Raw genomic sequence first — 20113 nt, 5'->3', positions numbered from 1 at the left:
AACTTATTTAACTGTGAAAAAGTCTGTATGCTCTCGAAGTTCTTTTGCGAGGGCATTGAGGTTTACCGCAAATTCTTCATTTTTGTGATAAAGATTTGTTGAAGTTTCGCCCATAGAGTTCGCAGTAGATATTATGTCGGTGAGGCTTTTATTCAACTGTGCCATAGTTTTTATCTGTTTAGTTGACGCATCAACTACGTCATTTACATGATGTAATGATTGTTGAGATTGCTTATCTATTAATGTTAAAAGTCGGCTAGACTCATCTGACAGTTCGATGCCTTTCTCTACTTGAGGAAGGCTAGAAGACATTATATCCATCGTCATAGATGTCTCAGACTGTACTTCGTTTAACATTGTCGATATCTCTGCGGTTGCCTCTCCCGTCCTTGATGCAAGGCTTCGAACTTCATCGGCTACCACTGCAAAGCCTCGACCCGATTCACCAGCGCGTGCTGCTTCAATAGCTGCATTCAGCGCAAGCAAGTTTGTTTGTTCGGATATCGCGCTAATAGTGTTTGTAATACCGCTTATCTCTTGAGTTCGCTTCTCCAGTTTACGTATATTTTCTACCGCAGATTTGACTGTATTAGCTAAGCTTCTAATTTCATCAGTGGCATTAGATACTGCGCGCTTACCCAATTGAGACGTTTCAAATGCTTCAGAGGAATTTTGCTTAGTCTGTGCGAGCAACTCCTCCACGCTTTGTGCATCTTCCCGCAGGCTATCCATAATAGAAATTGCTTTATCGCTATGTGCCGATTGCATGTTTGATAGAGAATCTAAATTAGCACTATCATTTTCTCTATTAGACTGTGTCGATATGTTCTCAGCAGCACTATTGATACCAATAACAGTGCTTTTGAGCTGGTTTTGTAAACGTGCGACGGAATGCAAAACACTGCCGTCATGCTTACTCTCTATGTACATTTCCAAGTTGCCGTTCGACATGTCTTGTAGAATACCTGCAATTTTGTGTGGTTCACCTCCCAATTCTTTTCTGAAATAGGATATAAGAAACCAAGTCACTAAAATTGCTATAGCGATTGCCGCGGCAGTAGCTAAAAGCATCATTCCAGAAAAGTTGCCCGTGGCGATGCGAACAGTTTTTGTTTCTAGTTGATTTTGCTCTTCCTGATAATCAATGAAATCATTAATTGCCGCCAGCCAGTTGATGAACTTCGTTTTAGCTTCTGTCAACAGTAACTGTTTAGCTTCTACAACATTATTGTTAAGCCTTAATTCAATGATTTCATCTACTAAAGGTAGGGTATCAGACTCAATTGATTCGATACGGTCAATCATTTGCTGCTCTATGGGAGAGCTGCTCCGCGCTAGCATTTGAGCCATAGGTTTGGCTGATGCTCTATAGAATTCTGCGAGCCGATTTATTTCACTGATAGTGTCATTCACTTCAGATACAGAGTCTAAAAGAACAACATCTCTGACCGCTATAGCACGATCATGCACCGAGCCGCGGAAATTAATCGCATAGCGCTGCTTAACACTATTAACGTCGTTTATCGTCGTCATTTTTTCATCTATCGACTCAACCTCCCGTGTACCTACAACTGTAACTATGACGAGCATAGCAATAACTAGGCCAAAACCGAAAAGTAAACGATGGCTTACTCTTAAAGAATTAAACATCCAAACATCCCTTTAAAAAGTGTTAACACATAGCATTCTGTTCAACTTTGCTTAAAAAACATTGGAATCAGACTGCAAAAAGCTAAGCATATTGTGATGAAGTTTAGGGGTGCATACGTGAAATGCTAATGAAAAATTAAATCCGAGTTGATAGTGAAAATTGATTAAATAAACGTTAATTTACCATTAAGAGAAGGTGGAGGGGTAGCTTAAGGCGCCCATTCATTATGAACAAGCGCCAGCGTTTTTAATGCAACGAAAACCTTTAGGTCATAGTAACAAACTCTTCCGCGCTGGTAGGGTGAATGGCCACACAGGCATCAAAGTCAGCTTTGGTCGCGCCCATTTTTATGGCAACAGCGAAACCCTGCAGAATTTCATCCATACCGTGACCAATACCGTGTAGGCCTACCACTTTTTCGTCTTTACCTGCACACACTAGCTTCATCTTGGTCATTTGACGGTGGCGGGTTACCGCGGTGTACATAGACGCAAAGCTAGAGGTGTACACTTTAATATTGTCTTCGCCGTATTCTTCAATAGCTTCTGGTTCAGTTAGGCCGATTGTGCCAATAGGTGGGTGGCTAAAGACTACGGTTGGAATCATTGAATAATCCATGTGAGCGTCTTTTTGGCCGTTGAATAAGCGTTCGCTTAGCAAGCGGCCCGCTTTTACTGCTACTGGAGTAAGTTCAGCCTCGCCAGTAATATCTCCTACTGCGTACACATTTTTGGCTGTAGTGTTTTGGTACTTATCTACTTTAACTGTACCGTCATCACTCAACTCAACATCGGTATTTTCAATATCAATTTTGTCGGTAGACGGCTTACGGCCAATTGCCCAAATTAAGCAGTCAGCTTTTAGCACTTCACCATTGGTTAAATGTACTGATAGTTCGCCATCGTCAGCCTTTTCCACTTTCTCTACGCTGGCATGGTCATGCAGTTTGCAGCCTTCAGCGTGGATCATATCCACCAAGGTCTCATGAATGATGGGATCAAAGTTTCTAAGCGGCGCGTGTTTGCGAACCACCAAATGTGACTCTGTTCCTAGCGCATGAAGTACACCAGCTAACTCGACGCCAATGTATCCAGCACCAACTACAACAGCGCGCTTAGGTTGCTCTTTTAATGCAAAGAAACCATCAGAATCAATGCCGTACTCGGCGCCTTCGATATCCGGAATTACTGGATGACCGCCAACGGCAATCGTAATATGGTCAGCCGTATACTTTTCACCGTTTACTTCTACTGTGTTGTTATCAATAAACTTTGCGAAACCGCGAATAAGTGTTACATCGTTTGCAGTAAGTACGCGGTCGTAAGAGGCATGAATACGCTCAATATAGGCTTGGCGGCTGGCAATAAGGCTGTCCCAACTAAAGTGGTTTACTGACAAATCGAATCCATACTCTGGGGCGTAGCGATGTATGGCCTCAGCCACCTGAGCGCCGTACCACATGGCTTTTTTCGGCACGCATCCAACGTTTACACAGGTACCGCCAACGTCTTTTGCTTCAATAATAGCGGCTTTCTTTCCGTGCTTTGCCGCACGGTTCGCAGATGCAATACCGCCACTGCCACCACCAATACAAATATAATCAAAATGTGTCATTCAAAAAGCCTTCTTTATTGGGTTTACGATCGTGCACACAAGCATAAATGCTTAAACACGTTCGCGCAGCAAATCATTTTTAAACGGTTCTGTTTGTAAGATTAATCAAAAGACCGAGGTTTGCTCAATAGTGTTTCAATTAGTTAGTCAATGGGGACAATGCAGACTAAATAAAAGGGCGTGGCGCAACCCGCCATAATTTATGCTGCGCCAGCCCCATTTAAGCTCAATGCCTTCAGAACTTACTCACTTATAGTAGCAGAAAGCTCTTCTGGTTCTATTTGAATACTAAACGCTTTTCCACGCTCTTCTTCAAATTGCACGAGTTTTTGAATGGTAGCGTCACTAAATACGTGACCTTCAGGAAGGATTAGAATATGGCTATCGTTATATAAATTTTGAGCAAGCACCATGCCCGCTTTAAGCTGTGAGGCCTTCAATGATGTAGAAAGTAGCTTAGATGTAGTCACATCTTCTGCTTCTAGCAAAAGGTCTAAAAACTCGCCGTCGTAGCGCGTGTTTCTGTGCTTTTTCATTTCAAGTTTGGCATCGCGAGGGCTCATTTCAACACCACTCATTCTGCCTGTAACTAAGCGCCAGTAGTCTCGGGCTATTGCTAAAATACGCGCGCCTGCGGGAATTTCTTTCGCCACTTTATTGTACAAACCAGAGCCATTGTAGTGCTCGAATTGAAACTCGATGATATCTGAAACTTGATGAAGCTCATGTGCCGGGGCAAGTATCAATGCAGCCTGTTTGGTCTGCGATAAGTAATTTTGCTGCTGTTGGTATTTAAGCTTTGAAAATGGCGCGTTAAAGTCTTCGGTTTCAAGACCTAATAGCCCAAGCTCACATATAAGACCTGCGTAGCGAACTTGTTTGATTTCGTCTTTCTCCAAACGTGCAATACGTGCAAGCTTAGAAGACAACTCACTTACCTCTATGGCAAATTTCCCGTTAATATTTGGGTTAATGCTAATCACGTTGAACAGCACCTGCTCCATGGCAATATTGTGCTTTTCAATTTTGTTCAGCGCAGCTTTAATTTGGCGAGTACGCTTTTGAACCACTTGCTCTAGCGATGCATTTACATCTCTAAGCTTTCTATTCTGAAGGCGTGTAAGTTTTTGAAGACGCGTATTTTCAGCTTTTAATTTAACTCGCTCTAACCCTTCTTCAACCACAGATATTAACTCTTGGTTATCCCATGGCTTTTGAAGGTACCGATGAATCTTGCCCTGGTTAACTGCTTTAATCGTAGATTCGATATCAGCATAGCCAGTCAGTACTACTCTAAATGTGTCGGGGTAGTTAATAGCCACCTGTTCAAGAAGCTCCGCGCCAGACATTTGAGGCATTTTCATATCTGAAATTACCACGTGTACTTCGTTGTTACTCATCAACTCGAGTGCCTTGGCTCCGCTATCTGCAAGCAGCAGCGTTATATCCATGGTGAAGAGCGCACGTTTAATGGCACGAAGAATATTAGGTTCGTCGTCGACAAATAGCACGGTATAGGTTGTAGCTTTTTCAGTAGGCTCTGTCATAAAAAATTATCCTTATTCGCGACGTAACTAATATCGCATGCAATGGCGCTTTTGGACACTGTAACGTTATGCATCATTAGTCTCACCGGTATCTTGTGAGTCTTTAGAGACGGGGTTAATTGGAAGAGCTAGCGTAAATGTACTACCGTCTCCTTCGCGGCTTGTTGCTGAAAGCATTCCACCGTGTTCTTGCGCGATACCAAATGAAATTGAAAGACCTAACCCAGTCCCTTGCCCTTCTGGCTTAGTCGTGAAGAAAGGGTTAAATAGTTTATCAAGGTGACTAGGCGGAATTCCGCAGCCTGAATCCTCTACCCGCAATTCTACAAACTCGCCAACAGTGCAAGTTGTGATAATTATTTTTCCGTTTTGGCTAGTTGCCTCTACAGCTTGTCCGGCGTTAATGAGCAAGTTGGTAATAACTTGAGAAATTTTACCCACGTTCATGTCTACATCCGGAACCCTTCCTAAATGGGTTTCTACCGTACAGATATATTTCAGTTGATTGTTAACCATAGCCAAGGTGGTGCGCACACAATCATTTATATTGTGTTTTTGCATTTGGTCGCTATCAACCCGTGAAAACAACTTTAGGCCTTTAACTATTTCTGCAACGCGCAGCAAGCCTTCGCGAGAGTCGCTCAGTAAATCTGAAATGTCTTCGTTTATAAAGGCCATATCTTGTTTATCTAGCAATTTCTCTAGTTCAATCAGTGATGCTGCCCGTTTGTTTTCATCTTTCTCGTCTATAACAGCTTGAATTTGAGAGAAGATCATTTGATAAGTAGCAACGTATTCACTAAGTGTTGAAATATTACTGCTTACAAAACCGACAGGATTATTAATTTCATGGGCAACACCAGCGGCAAGCTGGCCTACTGATGCCATCTTTTCTGCCTGAAGAAGTTGAACTTGGGCTTCTTTTAAGTCTTTGTTTGTTTCTTCTAGTTGGTAATTTTTTTGATTGAGTAGAGACGTTCTGTCTTGCACTTTTTCTTCAAGAAGTGTGTTTAGTTCTTTAAGCTCATCCTGCGCACGCTGACGTTGTTCGTGTTCTTCTTTTAACCGCTCTACAAGTTGATTAAAAGCTTCAGCGAGCTCGCTTAACTCATCTTTGCCTCTAACTGGAACAAACACTTCTCTGTAATTATTGTACTTAACTGCCTCGCCAAGGTGTTTAGCACCCTGCAAAAGCTGCTGAAGCTGAGACATTAAAAACGAACCAAGTAAATATGAACACAAGCCAACTAGAACGAACTCCATCAAAGCGAGCGTGACGGTCCAGTTTCTTACTCTTGAGACCGATTCAGTTACAGAAGCGATGTTTAATCCAATTTCTACATAGCCGTAAACAGTGTCGTTGACCATAATTGGGGCGCGGGTATCGTATACCCCATCGTTAGCTGCCGACACCGACAAGTCTGCTTCAAAAGGGCGGCTAAGCGCGACCTCGCTGCCTTTCTCTACAAACACATTGCCAAGTTTATCCTTTACCTTCACGTAGGAAATATTCGGGTTAGTGAGAATTTCAGATACATCTGCGTCGAGTGAAGCTAAGTCGTAACTTAAAAATGCATTTTTTGTTGTAGAAACGAAAAGCGCAACAGAGGTATCAGCAGACTTTTTAATGTTGCTATCAACAAGATCATTTAATAATTGGAACACGGTTACGATTAGCACTAGCAGCAAGAGCGCTGCGATGCTTGCAATGCCAGTTATTGTTTTAACTCGTAACGACAGCTTCATCTGCTCGTTTCTCATAGATGTGGTCTAGAAAGCGATGCAATACCCAGCTCTCTAACGTCATTCCAATCACTGTCGTTAGATTCAACAAATTCACTCAACCCAATTTTGCGAAGAATTGATGACTTACTACTGTCATTAGATAATGCAATCAATGCATTAAGAATAGCTTGTCTATCTGCTGACGCCATTTTGGGGTGGGTAGCTATAGCGTGTGGCGTGTAACCTTTGCTTTTCCAAAGCACTCGTAAATCACTTTTCACTGCCTCAGGTGAGATGTTTAGCGTTCGAAGAATGCCTCCACCCGCTTTAAAGAAATCGCGCTGAACCGACAAGTACACTGAATCGTGCGAATTTACATAACGCGGAATGAAAGCAACATTGTTGTTGCGCAGGTGGGCACTGGTAATAATAGTGGCCGCAAATGCCGCGGGCGCAGGGAATGCTATTTCGGCACCACTTAAATCTTCGATTGATTGAACAGTACTGTCCTGATGAACCACGATTAATCCGCGAATTTTTTTGTCACGTTGCCTAGCAAGAGAGCGATAGCCTGCAGATTCGTTAAAAACTACAAAGTGATAGGGGTTCATGTAGGCAATGTCGTAAAGCCCAGCAGTCAAGTTTGCTTCGAAAGTGGGTATATCTTTAGCTGTCTTAAACTCGATGGCAAGTCCAGTATAATTACTCATATAATCAATAAGCGGCTGCCACCGTTCAGCCAAAGTTTTGGCTGACTGCTGTGGAACGACGGCGAAAGTTAGCGTTTTTGCGTTAGATGAGAGCGTAACAATAGTAAGACATAGAGCTGTTAAAATGAACATTGCTAACCGCGACATAGTGCACACTCCCTCATCCAAATTACATCGACATGAATTGTTCTAAAACATTCGTTAAATCATGGTTTGAGAAAGGCTTTTGAAGCGTGGCATCGGCGCCGATTTCTAGCGCACGTTCAAGGCTGATATCGTCTAGGGCAGAGATAACAATAATTTTTAAATCTTTGTGCTTGTTTTGCTCTCGAGTGAATTCAATAACACTGTAGCCATCCATGCCTGGCATACTCAGGTCGAGGGTCATCACTTTAGGTTCATACTGACTTAACATGATCCCGGCTTGGAACCCGCCTGTCGCAATGTATGAATCGAACCCTGCACGTCTAGCCACACGCTGTATTGATTTCGCTACCGGCATCTCGTCATCAACAATGAGAACAGATGGCGAAGCAATGCCTTTGAGGGCATCAGGAATAGGCATATCGTGGCGTTCAAGGAACTCAATAAAGTCTTCAACAAGAATACGGTTGTTACCACGCCCTGGAAGCTTAAAGCCTTTGAGCTTCCCGCTTTCAATCCATCGAATTACAGTACGAAGGTTCACATCGCAATACGACGCTATTTCGCCAGAGGTTAAGGTTTTCATATCTAAGCCTTGTAGATTTATTAACCAGAATTATAGCTGTTGTACTACATGGAGACAAAGTAGACAAAAGGATGAAATGTGACATTTGTGACAGGGGGCTTTTCGGCGTCACCAGTTGTTGACTCCTTTATTTATATTTATCAAAAGTACGTCTCGAGCACACTGAGCTCAATAAATCTTCGTGATCCTTACTTTCAAACTAGAAGTAACTTCAAGATAGGTCAACTGCGGCTTAAACAATAGCTTGCTTTTAGTCAACGAAACCCCATCATTATTCTATCAACGTGTTAAGAGTGAAAAAGATTATGACAACCCCTGCAATCGAGATGGTAGACGGCCTACCAATTTTTTCTGCTATTGAGCCAGCCTCTATTAAGCCCGCTATCGAAAAAGCCATTGAAGCTTGTAAAAGTGAAATAGAGGCAGTCGTAGCGTCAAATGATTACTCTTACAAGAATTTAGTATTACGCCTTGAAGAGGTACACGACAGCTTAAGCAAAATGTTCTCACCTGTGTCTCATATGAACAGTGTAGTAAGCAGCGATGAATTGCGAGAGGCGCATGATGCGTGTTTGCCACTTTTATCTGAATATGGTACTTGGGTAGGTCAGCACGAAGGCCTTTATAATGCTTATGCTTCATTAAAAGCGTCTGACGAGTTTGAAACCCTAAGCGAAGAACAGCAGAAAGTCATTGAGAACGCGGTTCGCGACTTTACGCTTTCAGGTGTTGCCTTGCCTGCACAACAAAAGAAACGTTTTGCAGAAATTCAGGCAAAGCTTAGTGAGTTATCGTCAACCTTCTCAAATAATGTGATGGACGCCACCATGGGCTGGACCAAACACATTACCGATGAATCTGAGCTTGCAGGTATGCCAGAGTCAGCTTTAGAAGCGGCAGCGCAAGCTGCGCACCAAAAAGACTTGCAGGGATGGTTATTTACCCTAGATATTCCGTCTTATTTGCCTGTTATGCTGTACGCGGATAATCGTGAGCTTCGCGAAGAAATGTATCGTGCTTATTCAACCAAAGCGTCTGATCAAGGACCAAATGCAGGTAAGTGGGATAACACCGACATTATTAAAGAGACCTTAACGCTGCGCACAGAGCTCGCTGAATTGTTAGGGTTTGCTAGCTATGCAGAGCGTTCACTGGCTACCAAGATGGCAGACTCTACCGATCAGGTAATAGGTTTCTTGCGCGACTTGGCGGCTAAGTCTAAACCTCAGGCGGAAAAAGAGCTTGAAGAAGTAAGAACGTACGCAAAGGACAAACATGGTGTTACTGAGCTAGCAGCATGGGATTTACCGTATTACAGCGAAAAGTTGAAGCAAGAAAAATACACCATTTCTGATGAAATGCTGCGCCCTTATTTCCCTGAAGACAAAGTGCTATCAGGTCTTTTTGAAGTAGTGCATCGCTTATATGGTTTGAAAATTATTGAGCAGCCTGGCATCGACACCTGGCATAAAGATGTGCGTTATTTCACTATAACTGACGATGCCGACGCATTGCGTGGTAGCTTTTACCTAGACTTGTACGCACGTGCTAAAAAACGTGGCGGGGCATGGATGGATGAATGCCGAGTACGCCGAGAAATGATAGACGGTGAGCTACAGCTGCCGGTGGCGTACCTGACTTGTAACTTCAATGCCCCTGTCGGCGATAAGCCTGCGCTGTTTACGCACGATGAAGTAGTCACCCTTTTCCATGAGTTTGGTCATGGAATCCATCACATGCTTACAAAAATGAGCGTGGCTGGTGTATCTGGCATTAACGGTGTGCCATGGGACGCTGTTGAACTACCAAGTCAATTCTTAGAGAACTGGTGTTGGGAAGAAGACGCCCTAAACTTTATCTCTGGTCATTATGAGACCGGAGAGCCGCTTCCAGCTGATTTGCTCGACCGCATGCTTGCTGCTCGTGATTATCAATCTGCTATGCAGATGGTTCGTCAACTTGAATTTAGTCTATTTGATTTCTTACTGCACAGTGAAAAGGGCAGTGAAGTAGACGCGCAGGGCACACTGGACAAAGTGCGCGAAGAAGTTGCCGTAGTTATTCCGCCATCGTTCAATCGCTTCCAAAATGGTTTCGGACACATTTTTGCAGGTGGATATGCAGCGGGCTATTACAGCTATAAGTGGGCTGAGGTTCTTTCTGCCGATGCCTACAGTAAGTTTGAAGAAGATGGCATCTTCAACCGCGACACAGGCAAAGCCTTTTTAGAAAACATTCTAGAAATGGGCGGCAGTAAGCCTCCTATGGATTTGTTTGTTGCCTTTAGAGGACGCGAGCCTAAAGTAGACGCCTTGCTTCGACACAGCGGCATCAAAGGCTAAGCGGCTATGCCTGAGTCTTATCAAACTATCTACCGCCGAGCGTGTGAACGCAAAGGCGGTGAAAGGGGGCTTGAGGCTATGCTTCATGCGCCGCTTTCTAAAGCGCAAATTGAAACCATTAGTGATGATCGTTTTTTAGCGGCCATGACTAAGCAAGTTTTTAAATCTGGCTTTGTATGGCGAGTCATCGAGCAAAAATGGCCAGATTTTGAAACCGTATTTTTTGGTTTCAACGTGGATAAAGTGTTGCTGATGCCAGATGAGATGCTAGAACAAAAAGCGTCGGATAAGCGCATTGTTCGCAACTATAAAAAAGTGATGACTGTGCGAGACAACGCCATGATGATTAAAGACGTGGCTATGGAGCACGGCAGCTTTGGCAAGTTTGTCGCCAGCTTCGATAAAGACAATATCACCGAACTATGGGCGTTTTTGAAAAAACGAGGCGCGCGATTAGGTGGCAATACAGGCCCCTACATGCTTCGAGCATTGGGTATTGATACTTTTTTGTTTTCTCGTGACGTTGAAGATTACTTGCGAAAAAACGAAGTTATTGATGGCGGGTTAACATCGAAAAAGTCGCTGTCAGCAGCAAATGCAGCATTTGCCCAATGGCATAAAGAAAGTGGCCGTTCGCTGCAAGAAATCAGTGCCATTGTGGCATTTAGCTGGGGCACGAATAATCTTACTGCTTAATACAGGTTAGCGTTGAATGGGGCCCCTAGTGTATTTAGTAAACAGATGTGTCTCGCAGGTTCTCGCACAGAGCAAGATAACGGTTTGCTTTTCAATCTAAGGCAGTGGGCATAAAGCTTTTGCTTCAGCACACAATCCTATACACTTCGGCATTAATAAAAATATTCAAATTACAGGACTGTCATGAGCGACAATCAAACTCCCGCTACGCAAGCAGACTCTGCAATCGACAATGCTAGCGAGCATACGACACACTTCGGTTTTAAGCAGGTAGATAAAGGGCAAAAAGCCTCTTTGGTTGCTAATGTTTTTGATTCCGTTGCTGCGAAGTACGACGTAATGAACGACTTTATGTCAATGGGAGTACATCGTTTATGGAAGCGATTTACCATTGACTGCAGCGGTGTGCGCGCGGGTAATAAAGTCTTGGATATTGCCGGTGGTACTGGCGATTTGACCGCTAAGTTCTCTCGCTTGGTAGGCCCGACAGGGCGCGTAACCCTTGCCGATATCAATTTGTCTATGCTGAAAGTAGGCCGTGATAAGCTTCGCGACCGTGGCTTGGTTAGCAATATAGACTATGTACAGGCGGACGCAGAAGCCTTGCCGTTCCCTGACAACCATTTTGATGTTGTGACTATGGCATTTGGTCTTCGAAACGTGACAGAAAAGCAAAACGCGCTAAATTCTATTTTCCGCGTGTTAAAACCCGGTGGTCGATTACTGGTTTTAGAATTTTCTAAGCCAACGTCAGAGCAGCTAAGCAAACTTTACGACATGTATTCGTTCCACATTTTGCCGAAAATGGGGCAGCTGGTGGCAAATGATGCAGAAAGCTACCAGTACTTGGCAGAAAGCATTCGTATGCACCCAGATCAAGAAACCCTGAAGGGGATGTTTGAACAGGCTGGCTTTGAGCAATGTGATTACCAGAACCTTACCGGCGGTATTGTGGCTCTGCATAGAGGCTACAAGTTTTAATGCCTACTTCAGCGCTTGTTACCGCTACGGTTGAATCGGCACTAAACAAATTGCTGTCTTTAGATGAAGATAGCGAAAAAAGGTTAAAAGCCCTTAACGGCGCCAGACTCACTGCGTTTATTTCGCCGCTGCCTTACGGTATCACCTTGTCTTTTTCTGACCGAGTCGACGTACTCAGCGAGCAAGGCTCGTTTGAAGATGCCGTTGCATCGCTAGGAGCAAAAGATTGCTGTATTAAAACGTCGCTACAGACTTTGCCTGAGTTAAAAGAAACTAGCCAGCTGACCCGCCTTATTCAACAAAAAGCACTCTTCTTAGAAGGGGAGCTAAACGTTGCCCAGCAAGTCAGCGCTTTGTTTCAGCAGCTCGACATCGACGTTGAAGAGTTGATTGCTCAAAAGACGAATGACGTTATCGCGCACCAAACCGTGAAAACGGTAAAAACAGTGCATAAAAAATCGATGACGGCGCTGGCGTCTATGGCGAAGGTTTTCGGCAATGCCGTGGTAGAAGAAAAACAGCTAGCTGCACATAAGCTTGCGGTAATGCACTTTAGCGATGAAGTAAATGCGCTTCGCGACAGGGCAGAAAGTGCCGATGCGCGACTGCGCCGTTTAGAAGAAAAACTTAAGTAAGATTGAGAGAAACAGGCTCATAAATGCGTATTGTTAGGTTATACCGAATTAACAAGGTATTGTTGGAACACGGTTTAGATGAACTTATTCCAGCAAAGTGGTTACCCTGGTACGCGCGAATTATGCGCCATGCCATTTTTTGGGTGCGCAATAAGCATAAAGGAAAATCTCCTGGCGAGCGCATTACTCTTGCATTGCAAAACCTTGGGCCTGTTTTTATTAAATTCGGCCAGATGCTCTCTACCCGCCGAGACTTGCTTCCCCCTGCCATTGCTAACGAACTTGCCCGTTTACAAGATAAAGTGCCACCTTTCTCGTCAGACGCAGCGCAAGACATCATCAAACAGGCACTAGGGCTGTCTGATCTGAACGAGTTGTTTAGCGAATTTGAAACCGCGCCACTCGCGTCGGCTTCTATTGCGCAAGTTCACGCAGCAAAGTTAAAGCACAACAACGAAGACGTTGTAGTAAAGGTATTAAGGCCAGATATTCGCGATACCATAGTGGCGGATATGGAGCTTTTATTCAGCCTAGCGAACGTCCTACAGCGTTGGTTACCGGACGGCAAGCGCTTACGCCCTGTAGAAGTGGTAGTGGAATATCGCAAAACCATTGTAGATGAGCTTGATCTGCTCCGTGAGTCAGCTAACGGTATCCAGCTAGGACGTAATTTTGAGGGCTCAGATGCCTTATACGTACCTAAGATCTACAGCGATTACTGTCGCAGTAATGTCTTGGTTATGGAGCGTATTTACGGCTTACCTATATCTAATATCGACGCTTTGTTGACCCAAAATACCAACATGAAAAAGTTAGCAGAGCGCGGGGTTGAAGTGTTCTTTACTCAAGTATTCCGCGATAGCTTTTTCCATGCGGACATGCATCCAGGCAACATTTTTGTATCTACGGAACATCCTGAAAACCCAAAATACATCGCAATCGATTTTGGCATTGTGGGTACGCTTAATCGCGAAGATAAGCGCTATTTGGCCGAAAACTTTATCGCCTTTTTTAATCGCGACTATCGCAAAGTGGCGCAACTTCACGCCGACTCAGGTTGGGTGCCGCAAGATACCAACATTGATGAGTTCGAAATGGCCATTCGCACAGTATGCGAACCTATTTTTCAAAAGCCTTTGGCAGAAATATCCTTTGGTAATGTGCTGCTACAGCTATTTAACACCGCGCGACGTTTCAATATGGTTGTGCAGCCGCAGTTGGTGCTACTGCAAAAAACCTTGCTGTATATCGAAGGCTTAGGTCGTCAGCTGTATCCTCAACTCGACCTTTGGAAAACCGCCAAGCCATTTCTTGAAAACTGGATGAAGGAACAAATTGGTTTTACGGCTATGATGGGGAAAGTAAAAGACAACTTACCTTTCTGGTCTGAAAAACTCCCCGAAATGCCCGACCTGCTTTACGATAGTCTACAGCAAATGAAGCGCTTGCCATTGCAACAGCAAAGGGCACATTTGGCCCTAATTCAAGAGCAAAAGAAAACAACTCAGACCACTCACTTGAGCCTAGTAGGGGCAACCTTTGTACTGATGACAGCAATATTGCCAATTTATGACTTATCCTGGTATTTCCCTGCAAGTACAGGTGTAATTGGCGCAATTTGTTGGTATTTAGCGTGGCGAAAAGGGCTGTGATTTTTGTTACGCTGCGGTGAAATATTTATGAAAACCGTAGTTAATTAATTAATTTGTATAGTAATCGTCCCGAAGAGTGTTATAGTGGATACGGCTCTAAGCCAAAGTCTTTAAATAGACGCGATTTTGTATTATTTGCTATATGTAAAACCACTCGAGTTACCCGGTAATTTGTTGTAAGTTGTTTGTCCATTCGTAAGTAAGACCCAATACTCCGCCAATTTAAAGACTCTAAAGAACTTTGTTACACGCGCTTATGCGCAATTTAATACGATATTTGAGGTCTATACGACATGTCTAAAGTTACAGGCACAGTTAAGTGGTTCAACGCTGATAAAGGTTACGGTTTCCTAACTCAAGATAACGGCGGCAAGGACGTTTTCGTTCATTTCCGTGCGATCATCTCTGACGGTTACAAAACGCTTCCAGAAGGTCAGCGAGTAGAATTTGAAGTTGAAGAAGGTCAAAAAGGTCTTCAAGCTGCTAACGTGCAAGCTATCTAAGAATTCAAAAACGGCGGTCATTTGACCGCCGTTTTTCTTTCTATTGTCAATATTTCCCACGCTCACGCTAAACGCGTGACAACGCTCAATCATTCGCCCCAATAAATTCGATGCTCACAGCATATTCCTAATATCAGTGCTCTGCGGTGTTGCGTAGTCATGACGTTTAATGCTTTACTCGTTATTATGATGAATACGCCTTCAGGGAGTGCTTTATGCGCATCACATTAACTATTCGTTCCACACTGGCTGCTCTACTTCTTCTTTGTTCAAACTCTACTTACGCCGCCCAAGCAGATGGTCTAGACGTTGGCGAGAGTGTTTTGGCGACAGTGCTCAATACCGAAATTCGAGCAGTAGACGTAATGCCCAGTGAAGAAAAGCGTCAAAGCATGAAGGAGCAGGCGAAAGATACCTACGCCGAAGTGCTCGAATATGTCACACGTGTAAACGCGTCTAACAAAATTTTCGAACTAGTGTTAGAGGACTACGCTAAGGAAAGAGGTATTGCTCTTGACCAAACGCTAGTAAATAAGTTTATCGATAAGTTTAAGAGTCAGGTATCTAGCGAAACTTCATCTAAACCCATCGAAGAAATAGCGGTTAAGCAAGTAATGCAATTCCAAGCAGAAAAAGCCATGTTCGAAGAGTTTGGCGGTCGTGTTGTTTTTCGTCAGTCTAACCCGCAAATGCCTATTGATGGTTACAACGAATTGCTCTCTCACTATCGTGATGTGGGTAAACTAAACATAGTGGATGAAGACCTTCGCGAAGCATTTTGGGACTTATTTAAACCTCCCTATCAGTATGAAATTGCAAATGAAAACGTGGATTTTTCTAAGCCTTGGTGGCTTTAAATTAAGCATGAGCAACAAAACAAATGTACAACTGAAAGTGTTGGGGATGAAGGGCCAGGTTCCACTATGGCTAGTGATAAAATGAGCGTTATAGACGCAATAGATAAAGCCATTTTGGCCATGCTTCAGAATAATGCTGATACGCCTGTTGCAGAAATCGCCGAGCAAGTCGGGCTAACGGTCACGCCCTGCTGGCGTCGCATTCAAAAGCTAGAAGATAAGGGCATAATTTCTAGGCGAGTGGCGCTGTTGCAAGCAAAGCAGCTAGGCCTTGCAATGACGGTTTTCGTTCAGGTGAAAGCAGGAAGGCACGATGGAAAATGGCTAGCAAGTTTCGCCAAGCACGCCGCGTCATTTGATGAAGTTGTTGAATGTTATCGTATGTCTGGCGAGTACGATTATCTACTAAAAGTCCTTGTTACCGATATGGATTGCTTCGACCACTTTTATAAGCGATTGGTTAACGGTATAGAGTTTTCAGACGTAACCTCTAGCTTTGCCATGGAACAGATTAAGTACACAACCTCAGTCCCTTTAAATCACATTTAATACGCCAAAAAAATGGGGCCGGTTTGACGGGCCCCATATAAATTAATGATTTTGGTCTTCAACGTGCTGGTCGGCAAATATCTTGGATTTCTTTTTAATTTTACATCCTAAGATACGCTGCGCATTTTTACGGCCGATGTAATGAGCGACTGTATAGGGGTGCGCGCGTTTGAAGAACCGTGAGAACGAATGGAATACATTTTCCATAGTATTGGCTCCTTCTAGTAAAAATTGCCCCAAATAAAATATAGTAATATTACATTTTGATGTCAACAAAATAATTGTCATTAAACAATTTAGATATCTCGTTCACATAATAAGGATAGACTAAGTACAACTAGGCATCCTCTATTCATTGGTATACATTGTTCGAGAGAAAGGATCATATTTTGATCGCAGGTTTTTAAATCGAGTTTCCACGCAGGTTATAGTAGTCGCCGAAAACGCCACAGTTCAGGAAGTAGTTGGAAACAGAAAAAACTCACAGCGTATAAGCGCTAATTATAGCGCTGAATAGAAAGTGAACACCACTGACTATCAGTGATGTTCACTATTGTTTTGAGTAATTGGGATCTGCTGAGATACCACTATTAAATGCTAGTAGTATGAAAGCTTCTCTGATTTACCGGAGAAAATTTTATATACCATGGCCGTATAAGCCAGAATAATAGGTACAACAATAACTACACCTACTAGCAAGAAGCGAAGGGAGTTAGCATCACTGAGGGCATCCATCACCGTCATCTGCCCAGGTATAATAAAGGGGTAGTAGCTAATGCCAAATGCGCTAAAGCAAAGTAAAAATACAAGCAAGGCTATAAAGAACGGAAGCCATTCGCCTTTACCTTGAGCATCAGGCAGCTTTTTAAGCAACACGCCACATAAGGCTAAAAGCGCAAAACATGCTACAGGTATAGCAAAAAGCACATAACCCCAAGGTGCTGATAGCCATAAGTCTCGCACATCATCGTGTAAGGTTAAGTTAGCGATACTTACTGCAGTAATTCCCACAGCCAGTACAACCAAACCTCGGCGTGCCCAATAATACGCTTTTGCTTGAAGCTCTCCTTCGCCTTTAAGTATTAACCAGCATGAGCCAATAAATGCATAGGCTGCGGTTACTCCAAACGCCGCAAGTAGAGCAAAGCCTTGAGCCCAAATATCAGTGCGAAGCCCCGTTACATAAATGCCTAACATGTAACCTTGCGCGAGCGTAGTTAATAGAGAACCGTACTTAAATACCAAATCCCACTTGCGCTTTTTCACTTGCACAACTTTAGCGCGAAAATCAAACGCCACACCGCGCAAAATAAGCCCTAACAACATGAAAGTTGCAGGTAAGTACAGAGTTTGCAGAAACTCGCTATGGGCTTCAGGAAAAGCGATAAGCAGTAATCCTATGGCAAGCACAAGCCAAGTTTCATTGGCATCCCAGTAAGGCCCAATAGAGGCTATCATGTCGTCGCGGAAAGCCTCTGTTCTCGGCGGTATTAATACACCAACACCTAAATCATAGCCGTCTAAAATAGCGTACAGCAATACAGATAAACCAAGTAAGCCGACATAGATGTTTCCAAGCATTTCTGCTGATATATTTTCAAACATGTTTGCTCTCCTTATACCGTGCTTGGGTCAGGTTCAGAGGGTTGCATCTTAGCCTTCGCTACTTCGCGCTCTTCCGTCGTTATTTCCTCGATTTCCACTGCTTTTCGGCACATCAACATAAGCGTTCCCATGTATGCGATTAAAAGCACCGTGTAAATAACAAGGTAAAGCGTGAATGACAGCGCTATATTAGCAGGTGGTAGTTGAGTAACCGCATCAGCGGTTCTTAAGACACCACTCACTAAATAAGGCTGTCGACCTATTTCTGTAACGTACCAGCCAGCGAGCGTTGCTATCCAGCCGCTAAATGCCATGCCCGCAAACGTGCGTTTCAGCCACGCAGGGAATTCTTTCTTGCGAATAAGGTAAAGACTACCCAGCCATGAAACAGCGAGCATCAACATGCCCATGCCCACCATAACCCTAAAACCGAAGAAAACAGGGGCTACAGGTGGGTGCTCTCCCTCAAACTCATTAAGTCCTTTTATCTCTCCTTTGAGTTCATGGGTAAGAATTAAACTTGCACCATAGGGAATGGGAATTTCAAAGTGGTTCTCTTTGCTTTCTTCATCTGGAATAGCAAAAAGCAATAAAGGTGCACCTTCAGTGGTTTCCCATAACCCTTCCATCGCCGCCACTTTTTGAGGTTGATGTTCAAGGGTATTTAAACCGTGCATGTCGCCCGCAAAAATTTGCAAAGGAATTAGCACGGCCGCCGTGTAGGTGGCTGTTTTAAGTGCTAATTTTGGGGCAAGTTTATCGTCACCTTTCAACATTCGGTATGCTGAAAGTCCGGCAATAAGGAAACTAGCCGTTAACCCAGACGCCAACATCATATGAGCAAAGCGATAAGGGAAAGATGGGTTGAAGATGATTTCTTTCCAGTTGGTGGCATAAACCACACCATCGATTACTTCAAAACCTTGTGGCGTTTGCATCCAGCTATTAAGCGCTAGTATCCAAAATGCAGACGTTGTGGTGCCAAGAGCGACAATAAGAGTAGATGCCGTGTGCAGCCAGTTAGGAACTCGGCGTATACCAAATAGCATGATCCCCAAGAACGTGGCTTCTAAGAAAAATGCGGTAAGTACTTCATAGCCTAGAAGGGGGCCTGCTACGTTGCCAACTTTTTCCATAAACCCTGGCCAGTTGGTGCCAAACTGAAATGACATAGTAACGCCGCTTACTACACCTAATGCGAAGCTTAGAGCGAAAACACGTACCCAAAAGCGATACATGCGCATCCACACAGGGTGACCTGAAATGTTAGAGCGCAGCTTAAAATAAAATAGAAACCAGCCCATCGCCATGGTGATGGTTGGAAACAAAATATGGAAACTAATATTTAACGCAAATTGTAAACGAGACAGCAAGAATGCATCCACAGAGAGCCCCCTTAGTTAACGCTGTTTTTCCCCAGAAGTAGCTTGTCCTTAAGCTCAAGCATACGGCCCACGCCAGAACCTAACTTCATCAACGTGTTTAACTTTTCAGGCCCAAGATTCTGAAGCTCTTCAGACCATGCCGTAATTGATTCGAGTAAATCATGAATTTCGTTCAGTTTATGTTGAGCATTCGCCTCCTTTTCATTTGCAGGTGCATCGAGAAGTAAATCCCGAAGCAGGCTCATGGTTGGGTCTATTTCACGCTTTCGGCGCTCTTCAAATACTCTGTTCGCCAGTGTCCAGATATCACCCGCGGGAATGAAGAACTCTTTTCTCTCGCCGGGAACATGGTGTTGTTTAACAAGGCGCCATGACTGTAGCTCTTTTAAGCCCATGCTAGTGTTGCCTCTGGATATATTGAGCGCATCGGCAACTTCTTGTGCCGAAATGGGCTCTTCGTTTAACACAATAAGAGCAAGAATTTGCCCAACTGTTCGATTGAAGCCCCAGCGACTTCCCATTTCGCCAAAGTGCATAACCGCAGATGTTATTAAAGGCGTCATTTTCATTCTTATTTTCCAGAAGTTTCAGAAATTACTGAAAGTTTATTGTCAAAGGTCAATAAATACAAGTGTTATTCATGTTATGAGCCGCATAAAACAAAAATTTAATGTTTATAGAAATACTTAATTACACCAAAATTTTTATCAAAAAAGCGCTCAAAGGCAACATCGGGCGGGCGATTGAGAATTTAAATAGGGAGTTACCCCTAGAGCCTTTCCTTATCCTTATGTCTAGTTTTCTTACTAGATCTATCGTTGTATCGTCCGCGCTTCATAACGCTAACTTATTAATAAACAACAAATATTAGCTATTGTTTATTTATTTTTAATATTTGATTTGTTGGCGAAATCGAAATCCTTGAACTAAC

Annotated in this window: 18 protein-coding genes; 8 read left to right on the top strand and 10 right to left on the bottom strand. The window is 43.5% G+C overall.

Translation table 11 applies throughout. From position 1 onward, the window contains the following. Positions 1-3 precede the first annotated feature (3 nt). The 6 genes from ACYTPF_RS17120 to ACYTPF_RS17095 form a co-directional block, all read right to left on the bottom strand. Entirely contained in the window at positions 4-1650 is a 1647-nt protein-coding gene (locus ACYTPF_RS17120) for a methyl-accepting chemotaxis protein (protein WP_461853058.1), read from the bottom strand. 265 nt (positions 1651-1915) lie between these two features. Continuing rightward, positions 1916-3265, bottom strand: coding sequence for a glutathione-disulfide reductase (gene gorA / locus ACYTPF_RS17115; RefSeq protein WP_269918556.1), 1350 nt, complete (start codon positions 3263-3265; stop codon positions 1916-1918). Positions 3266-3507: 242 nt separating this feature from the next. After that, positions 3508-4812, bottom strand: a complete 1305-nt coding sequence (locus ACYTPF_RS17110; protein ID WP_461853057.1) for a response regulator — start codon at positions 4810-4812, stop codon at positions 3508-3510. Between the two features lie 66 nt (positions 4813-4878). Beyond that, on the bottom strand, positions 4879-6558 hold the full coding sequence (locus tag ACYTPF_RS17105; protein ID WP_461853091.1) for a sensor histidine kinase: 1680 nt from the start codon (positions 6556-6558) through the stop codon (positions 4879-4881). A gap of 11 nt (positions 6559-6569) precedes the next feature. Then, complete coding sequence (locus ACYTPF_RS17100; RefSeq protein ID WP_461853056.1) at positions 6570-7394, bottom strand: phosphate/phosphite/phosphonate ABC transporter substrate-binding protein; 825 nt, start codon at positions 7392-7394, stop codon at positions 6570-6572. 22 nt (positions 7395-7416) lie between these two features. Beyond that, positions 7417-7977 carry a response regulator gene (locus tag ACYTPF_RS17095; RefSeq protein ID WP_179984746.1) on the bottom strand — a complete coding sequence of 187 codons (561 nt, stop codon included), beginning with the start codon at positions 7975-7977 and terminating at the stop codon, positions 7417-7419. Positions 7978-8282: 305 nt separating this feature from the next. On the opposite strand from ACYTPF_RS17095, the gene prlC reads away from it, so the two are divergent. From prlC to ACYTPF_RS17055, 8 genes are all read left to right on the top strand, one after another. Beyond that, a complete protein-coding gene (prlC, locus tag ACYTPF_RS17090; protein ID WP_461853055.1) occupies positions 8283-10319 on the top strand; it encodes an oligopeptidase A in 2037 nt (678 codons plus the stop codon). A 6-nt stretch (positions 10320-10325) separates the two neighbouring features. Beyond that, entirely contained in the window at positions 10326-11015 is a 690-nt protein-coding gene (locus tag ACYTPF_RS17085; RefSeq protein WP_461853054.1) for a DNA-3-methyladenine glycosylase I, read from the top strand. A 183-nt stretch (positions 11016-11198) separates the two neighbouring features. After that, entirely contained in the window at positions 11199-11996 is a 798-nt protein-coding gene (ubiE, locus tag ACYTPF_RS17080; RefSeq protein ID WP_269918560.1) for a bifunctional demethylmenaquinone methyltransferase/2-methoxy-6-polyprenyl-1,4-benzoquinol methylase UbiE, read from the top strand. Continuing rightward, positions 11996-12631 carry a ubiquinone biosynthesis accessory factor UbiJ gene (locus ACYTPF_RS17075; RefSeq protein WP_461853053.1) on the top strand — a complete coding sequence of 212 codons (636 nt, stop codon included), beginning with the start codon at positions 11996-11998 and terminating at the stop codon, positions 12629-12631. The genes ubiE and ACYTPF_RS17075 overlap by 1 nt, the downstream gene beginning before the upstream one ends. A gap of 23 nt (positions 12632-12654) precedes the next feature. After that, on the top strand, positions 12655-14283 hold the full coding sequence (gene ubiB / locus ACYTPF_RS17070) for a ubiquinone biosynthesis regulatory protein kinase UbiB (protein ID WP_461853052.1): 1629 nt from the start codon (positions 12655-12657) through the stop codon (positions 14281-14283). Between the two features lie 293 nt (positions 14284-14576). After that, positions 14577-14786: a transcription antiterminator/RNA stability regulator CspE gene (gene cspE, locus ACYTPF_RS17065; RefSeq protein WP_012519905.1), complete on the top strand. Its 210-nt coding sequence runs from the start codon at positions 14577-14579 to the stop codon at positions 14784-14786. 215 nt (positions 14787-15001) lie between these two features. Continuing rightward, positions 15002-15643, top strand: coding sequence for a hypothetical protein (locus tag ACYTPF_RS17060; RefSeq protein ID WP_461853051.1), 642 nt, complete (start codon positions 15002-15004; stop codon positions 15641-15643). 66 nt (positions 15644-15709) lie between these two features. Beyond that, entirely contained in the window at positions 15710-16192 is a 483-nt protein-coding gene (locus tag ACYTPF_RS17055; RefSeq protein WP_461853050.1) for an Lrp/AsnC family transcriptional regulator, read from the top strand. Positions 16193-16234: 42 nt separating this feature from the next. Here the strand turns inward: ACYTPF_RS17055 and ACYTPF_RS17050 are convergent, their stop codons facing one another. The 4 genes from ACYTPF_RS17050 to ACYTPF_RS17035 form a co-directional block, all read right to left on the bottom strand. After that, positions 16235-16399 (bottom strand): hypothetical protein, encoded by a 165-nt coding sequence (locus ACYTPF_RS17050; protein WP_014950935.1) that lies wholly within the window; start codon positions 16397-16399, stop codon positions 16235-16237. Positions 16400-16789: 390 nt separating this feature from the next. Further along, entirely contained in the window at positions 16790-17797 is a 1008-nt protein-coding gene (locus tag ACYTPF_RS17045) for a cytochrome d ubiquinol oxidase subunit II (protein ID WP_461853049.1), read from the bottom strand. 11 nt (positions 17798-17808) lie between these two features. Next, positions 17809-19182, bottom strand: coding sequence for a cytochrome ubiquinol oxidase subunit I (locus tag ACYTPF_RS17040; RefSeq protein WP_461853048.1), 1374 nt, complete (start codon positions 19180-19182; stop codon positions 17809-17811). Positions 19183-19193: 11 nt separating this feature from the next. Beyond that, positions 19194-19751 carry a GbsR/MarR family transcriptional regulator gene (locus tag ACYTPF_RS17035; protein ID WP_179984736.1) on the bottom strand — a complete coding sequence of 186 codons (558 nt, stop codon included), beginning with the start codon at positions 19749-19751 and terminating at the stop codon, positions 19194-19196. Positions 19752-20113: the final 362 nt, after the last annotated feature.

It is taken from the genome of Alteromonas sp. HB246098, assembly GCF_054890645.1.
Note: the sequence above shows the minus strand (reverse complement) of the source record. Positions and strands in the feature narration are given on the sequence as shown.

Excerpts from the sequence above, each read along its gene's own strand:
- ACYTPF_RS17120 (WP_461853058.1), bottom strand. The coding sequence starts at position 1,650 with ATGTTTAATTCTTTAAGAGTAAGCCATCGTTTACTTTTCGGTTTTGGC.
- gorA (WP_269918556.1), bottom strand. The coding sequence starts at position 3,265 with ATGACACATTTTGATTATATTTGTATTGGTGGTGGCAGTGGCGGTATT.
- ACYTPF_RS17110 (WP_461853057.1), bottom strand. The coding sequence starts at position 4,812 with ATGACAGAGCCTACTGAAAAAGCTACAACCTATACCGTGCTATTTGTC.
- ACYTPF_RS17105 (WP_461853091.1), bottom strand. The coding sequence starts at position 6,558 with ATGAAGCTGTCGTTACGAGTTAAAACAATAACTGGCATTGCAAGCATC.
- ACYTPF_RS17100 (WP_461853056.1), bottom strand. The coding sequence starts at position 7,394 with ATGTCGCGGTTAGCAATGTTCATTTTAACAGCTCTATGTCTTACTATT.
- ACYTPF_RS17095 (WP_179984746.1), bottom strand. The coding sequence starts at position 7,977 with ATGAAAACCTTAACCTCTGGCGAAATAGCGTCGTATTGCGATGTGAAC.
- prlC (WP_461853055.1), top strand. The coding sequence starts at position 8,283 with ATGACAACCCCTGCAATCGAGATGGTAGACGGCCTACCAATTTTTTCT.
- ACYTPF_RS17085 (WP_461853054.1), top strand. The coding sequence starts at position 10,326 with ATGCCTGAGTCTTATCAAACTATCTACCGCCGAGCGTGTGAACGCAAA.
- ubiE (WP_269918560.1), top strand. The coding sequence starts at position 11,199 with ATGAGCGACAATCAAACTCCCGCTACGCAAGCAGACTCTGCAATCGAC.
- ACYTPF_RS17075 (WP_461853053.1), top strand. The coding sequence starts at position 11,996 with ATGCCTACTTCAGCGCTTGTTACCGCTACGGTTGAATCGGCACTAAAC.
- ubiB (WP_461853052.1), top strand. The coding sequence starts at position 12,655 with ATGCGTATTGTTAGGTTATACCGAATTAACAAGGTATTGTTGGAACAC.
- cspE (WP_012519905.1), top strand. The coding sequence starts at position 14,577 with ATGTCTAAAGTTACAGGCACAGTTAAGTGGTTCAACGCTGATAAAGGT.
- ACYTPF_RS17060 (WP_461853051.1), top strand. The coding sequence starts at position 15,002 with ATGCGCATCACATTAACTATTCGTTCCACACTGGCTGCTCTACTTCTT.
- ACYTPF_RS17055 (WP_461853050.1), top strand. The coding sequence starts at position 15,710 with ATGGCTAGTGATAAAATGAGCGTTATAGACGCAATAGATAAAGCCATT.
- ACYTPF_RS17050 (WP_014950935.1), bottom strand. The coding sequence starts at position 16,399 with ATGGAAAATGTATTCCATTCGTTCTCACGGTTCTTCAAACGCGCGCAC.
- ACYTPF_RS17045 (WP_461853049.1), bottom strand. The coding sequence starts at position 17,797 with ATGTTTGAAAATATATCAGCAGAAATGCTTGGAAACATCTATGTCGGC.
- ACYTPF_RS17035 (WP_179984736.1), bottom strand. The coding sequence starts at position 19,751 with ATGAAAATGACGCCTTTAATAACATCTGCGGTTATGCACTTTGGCGAA.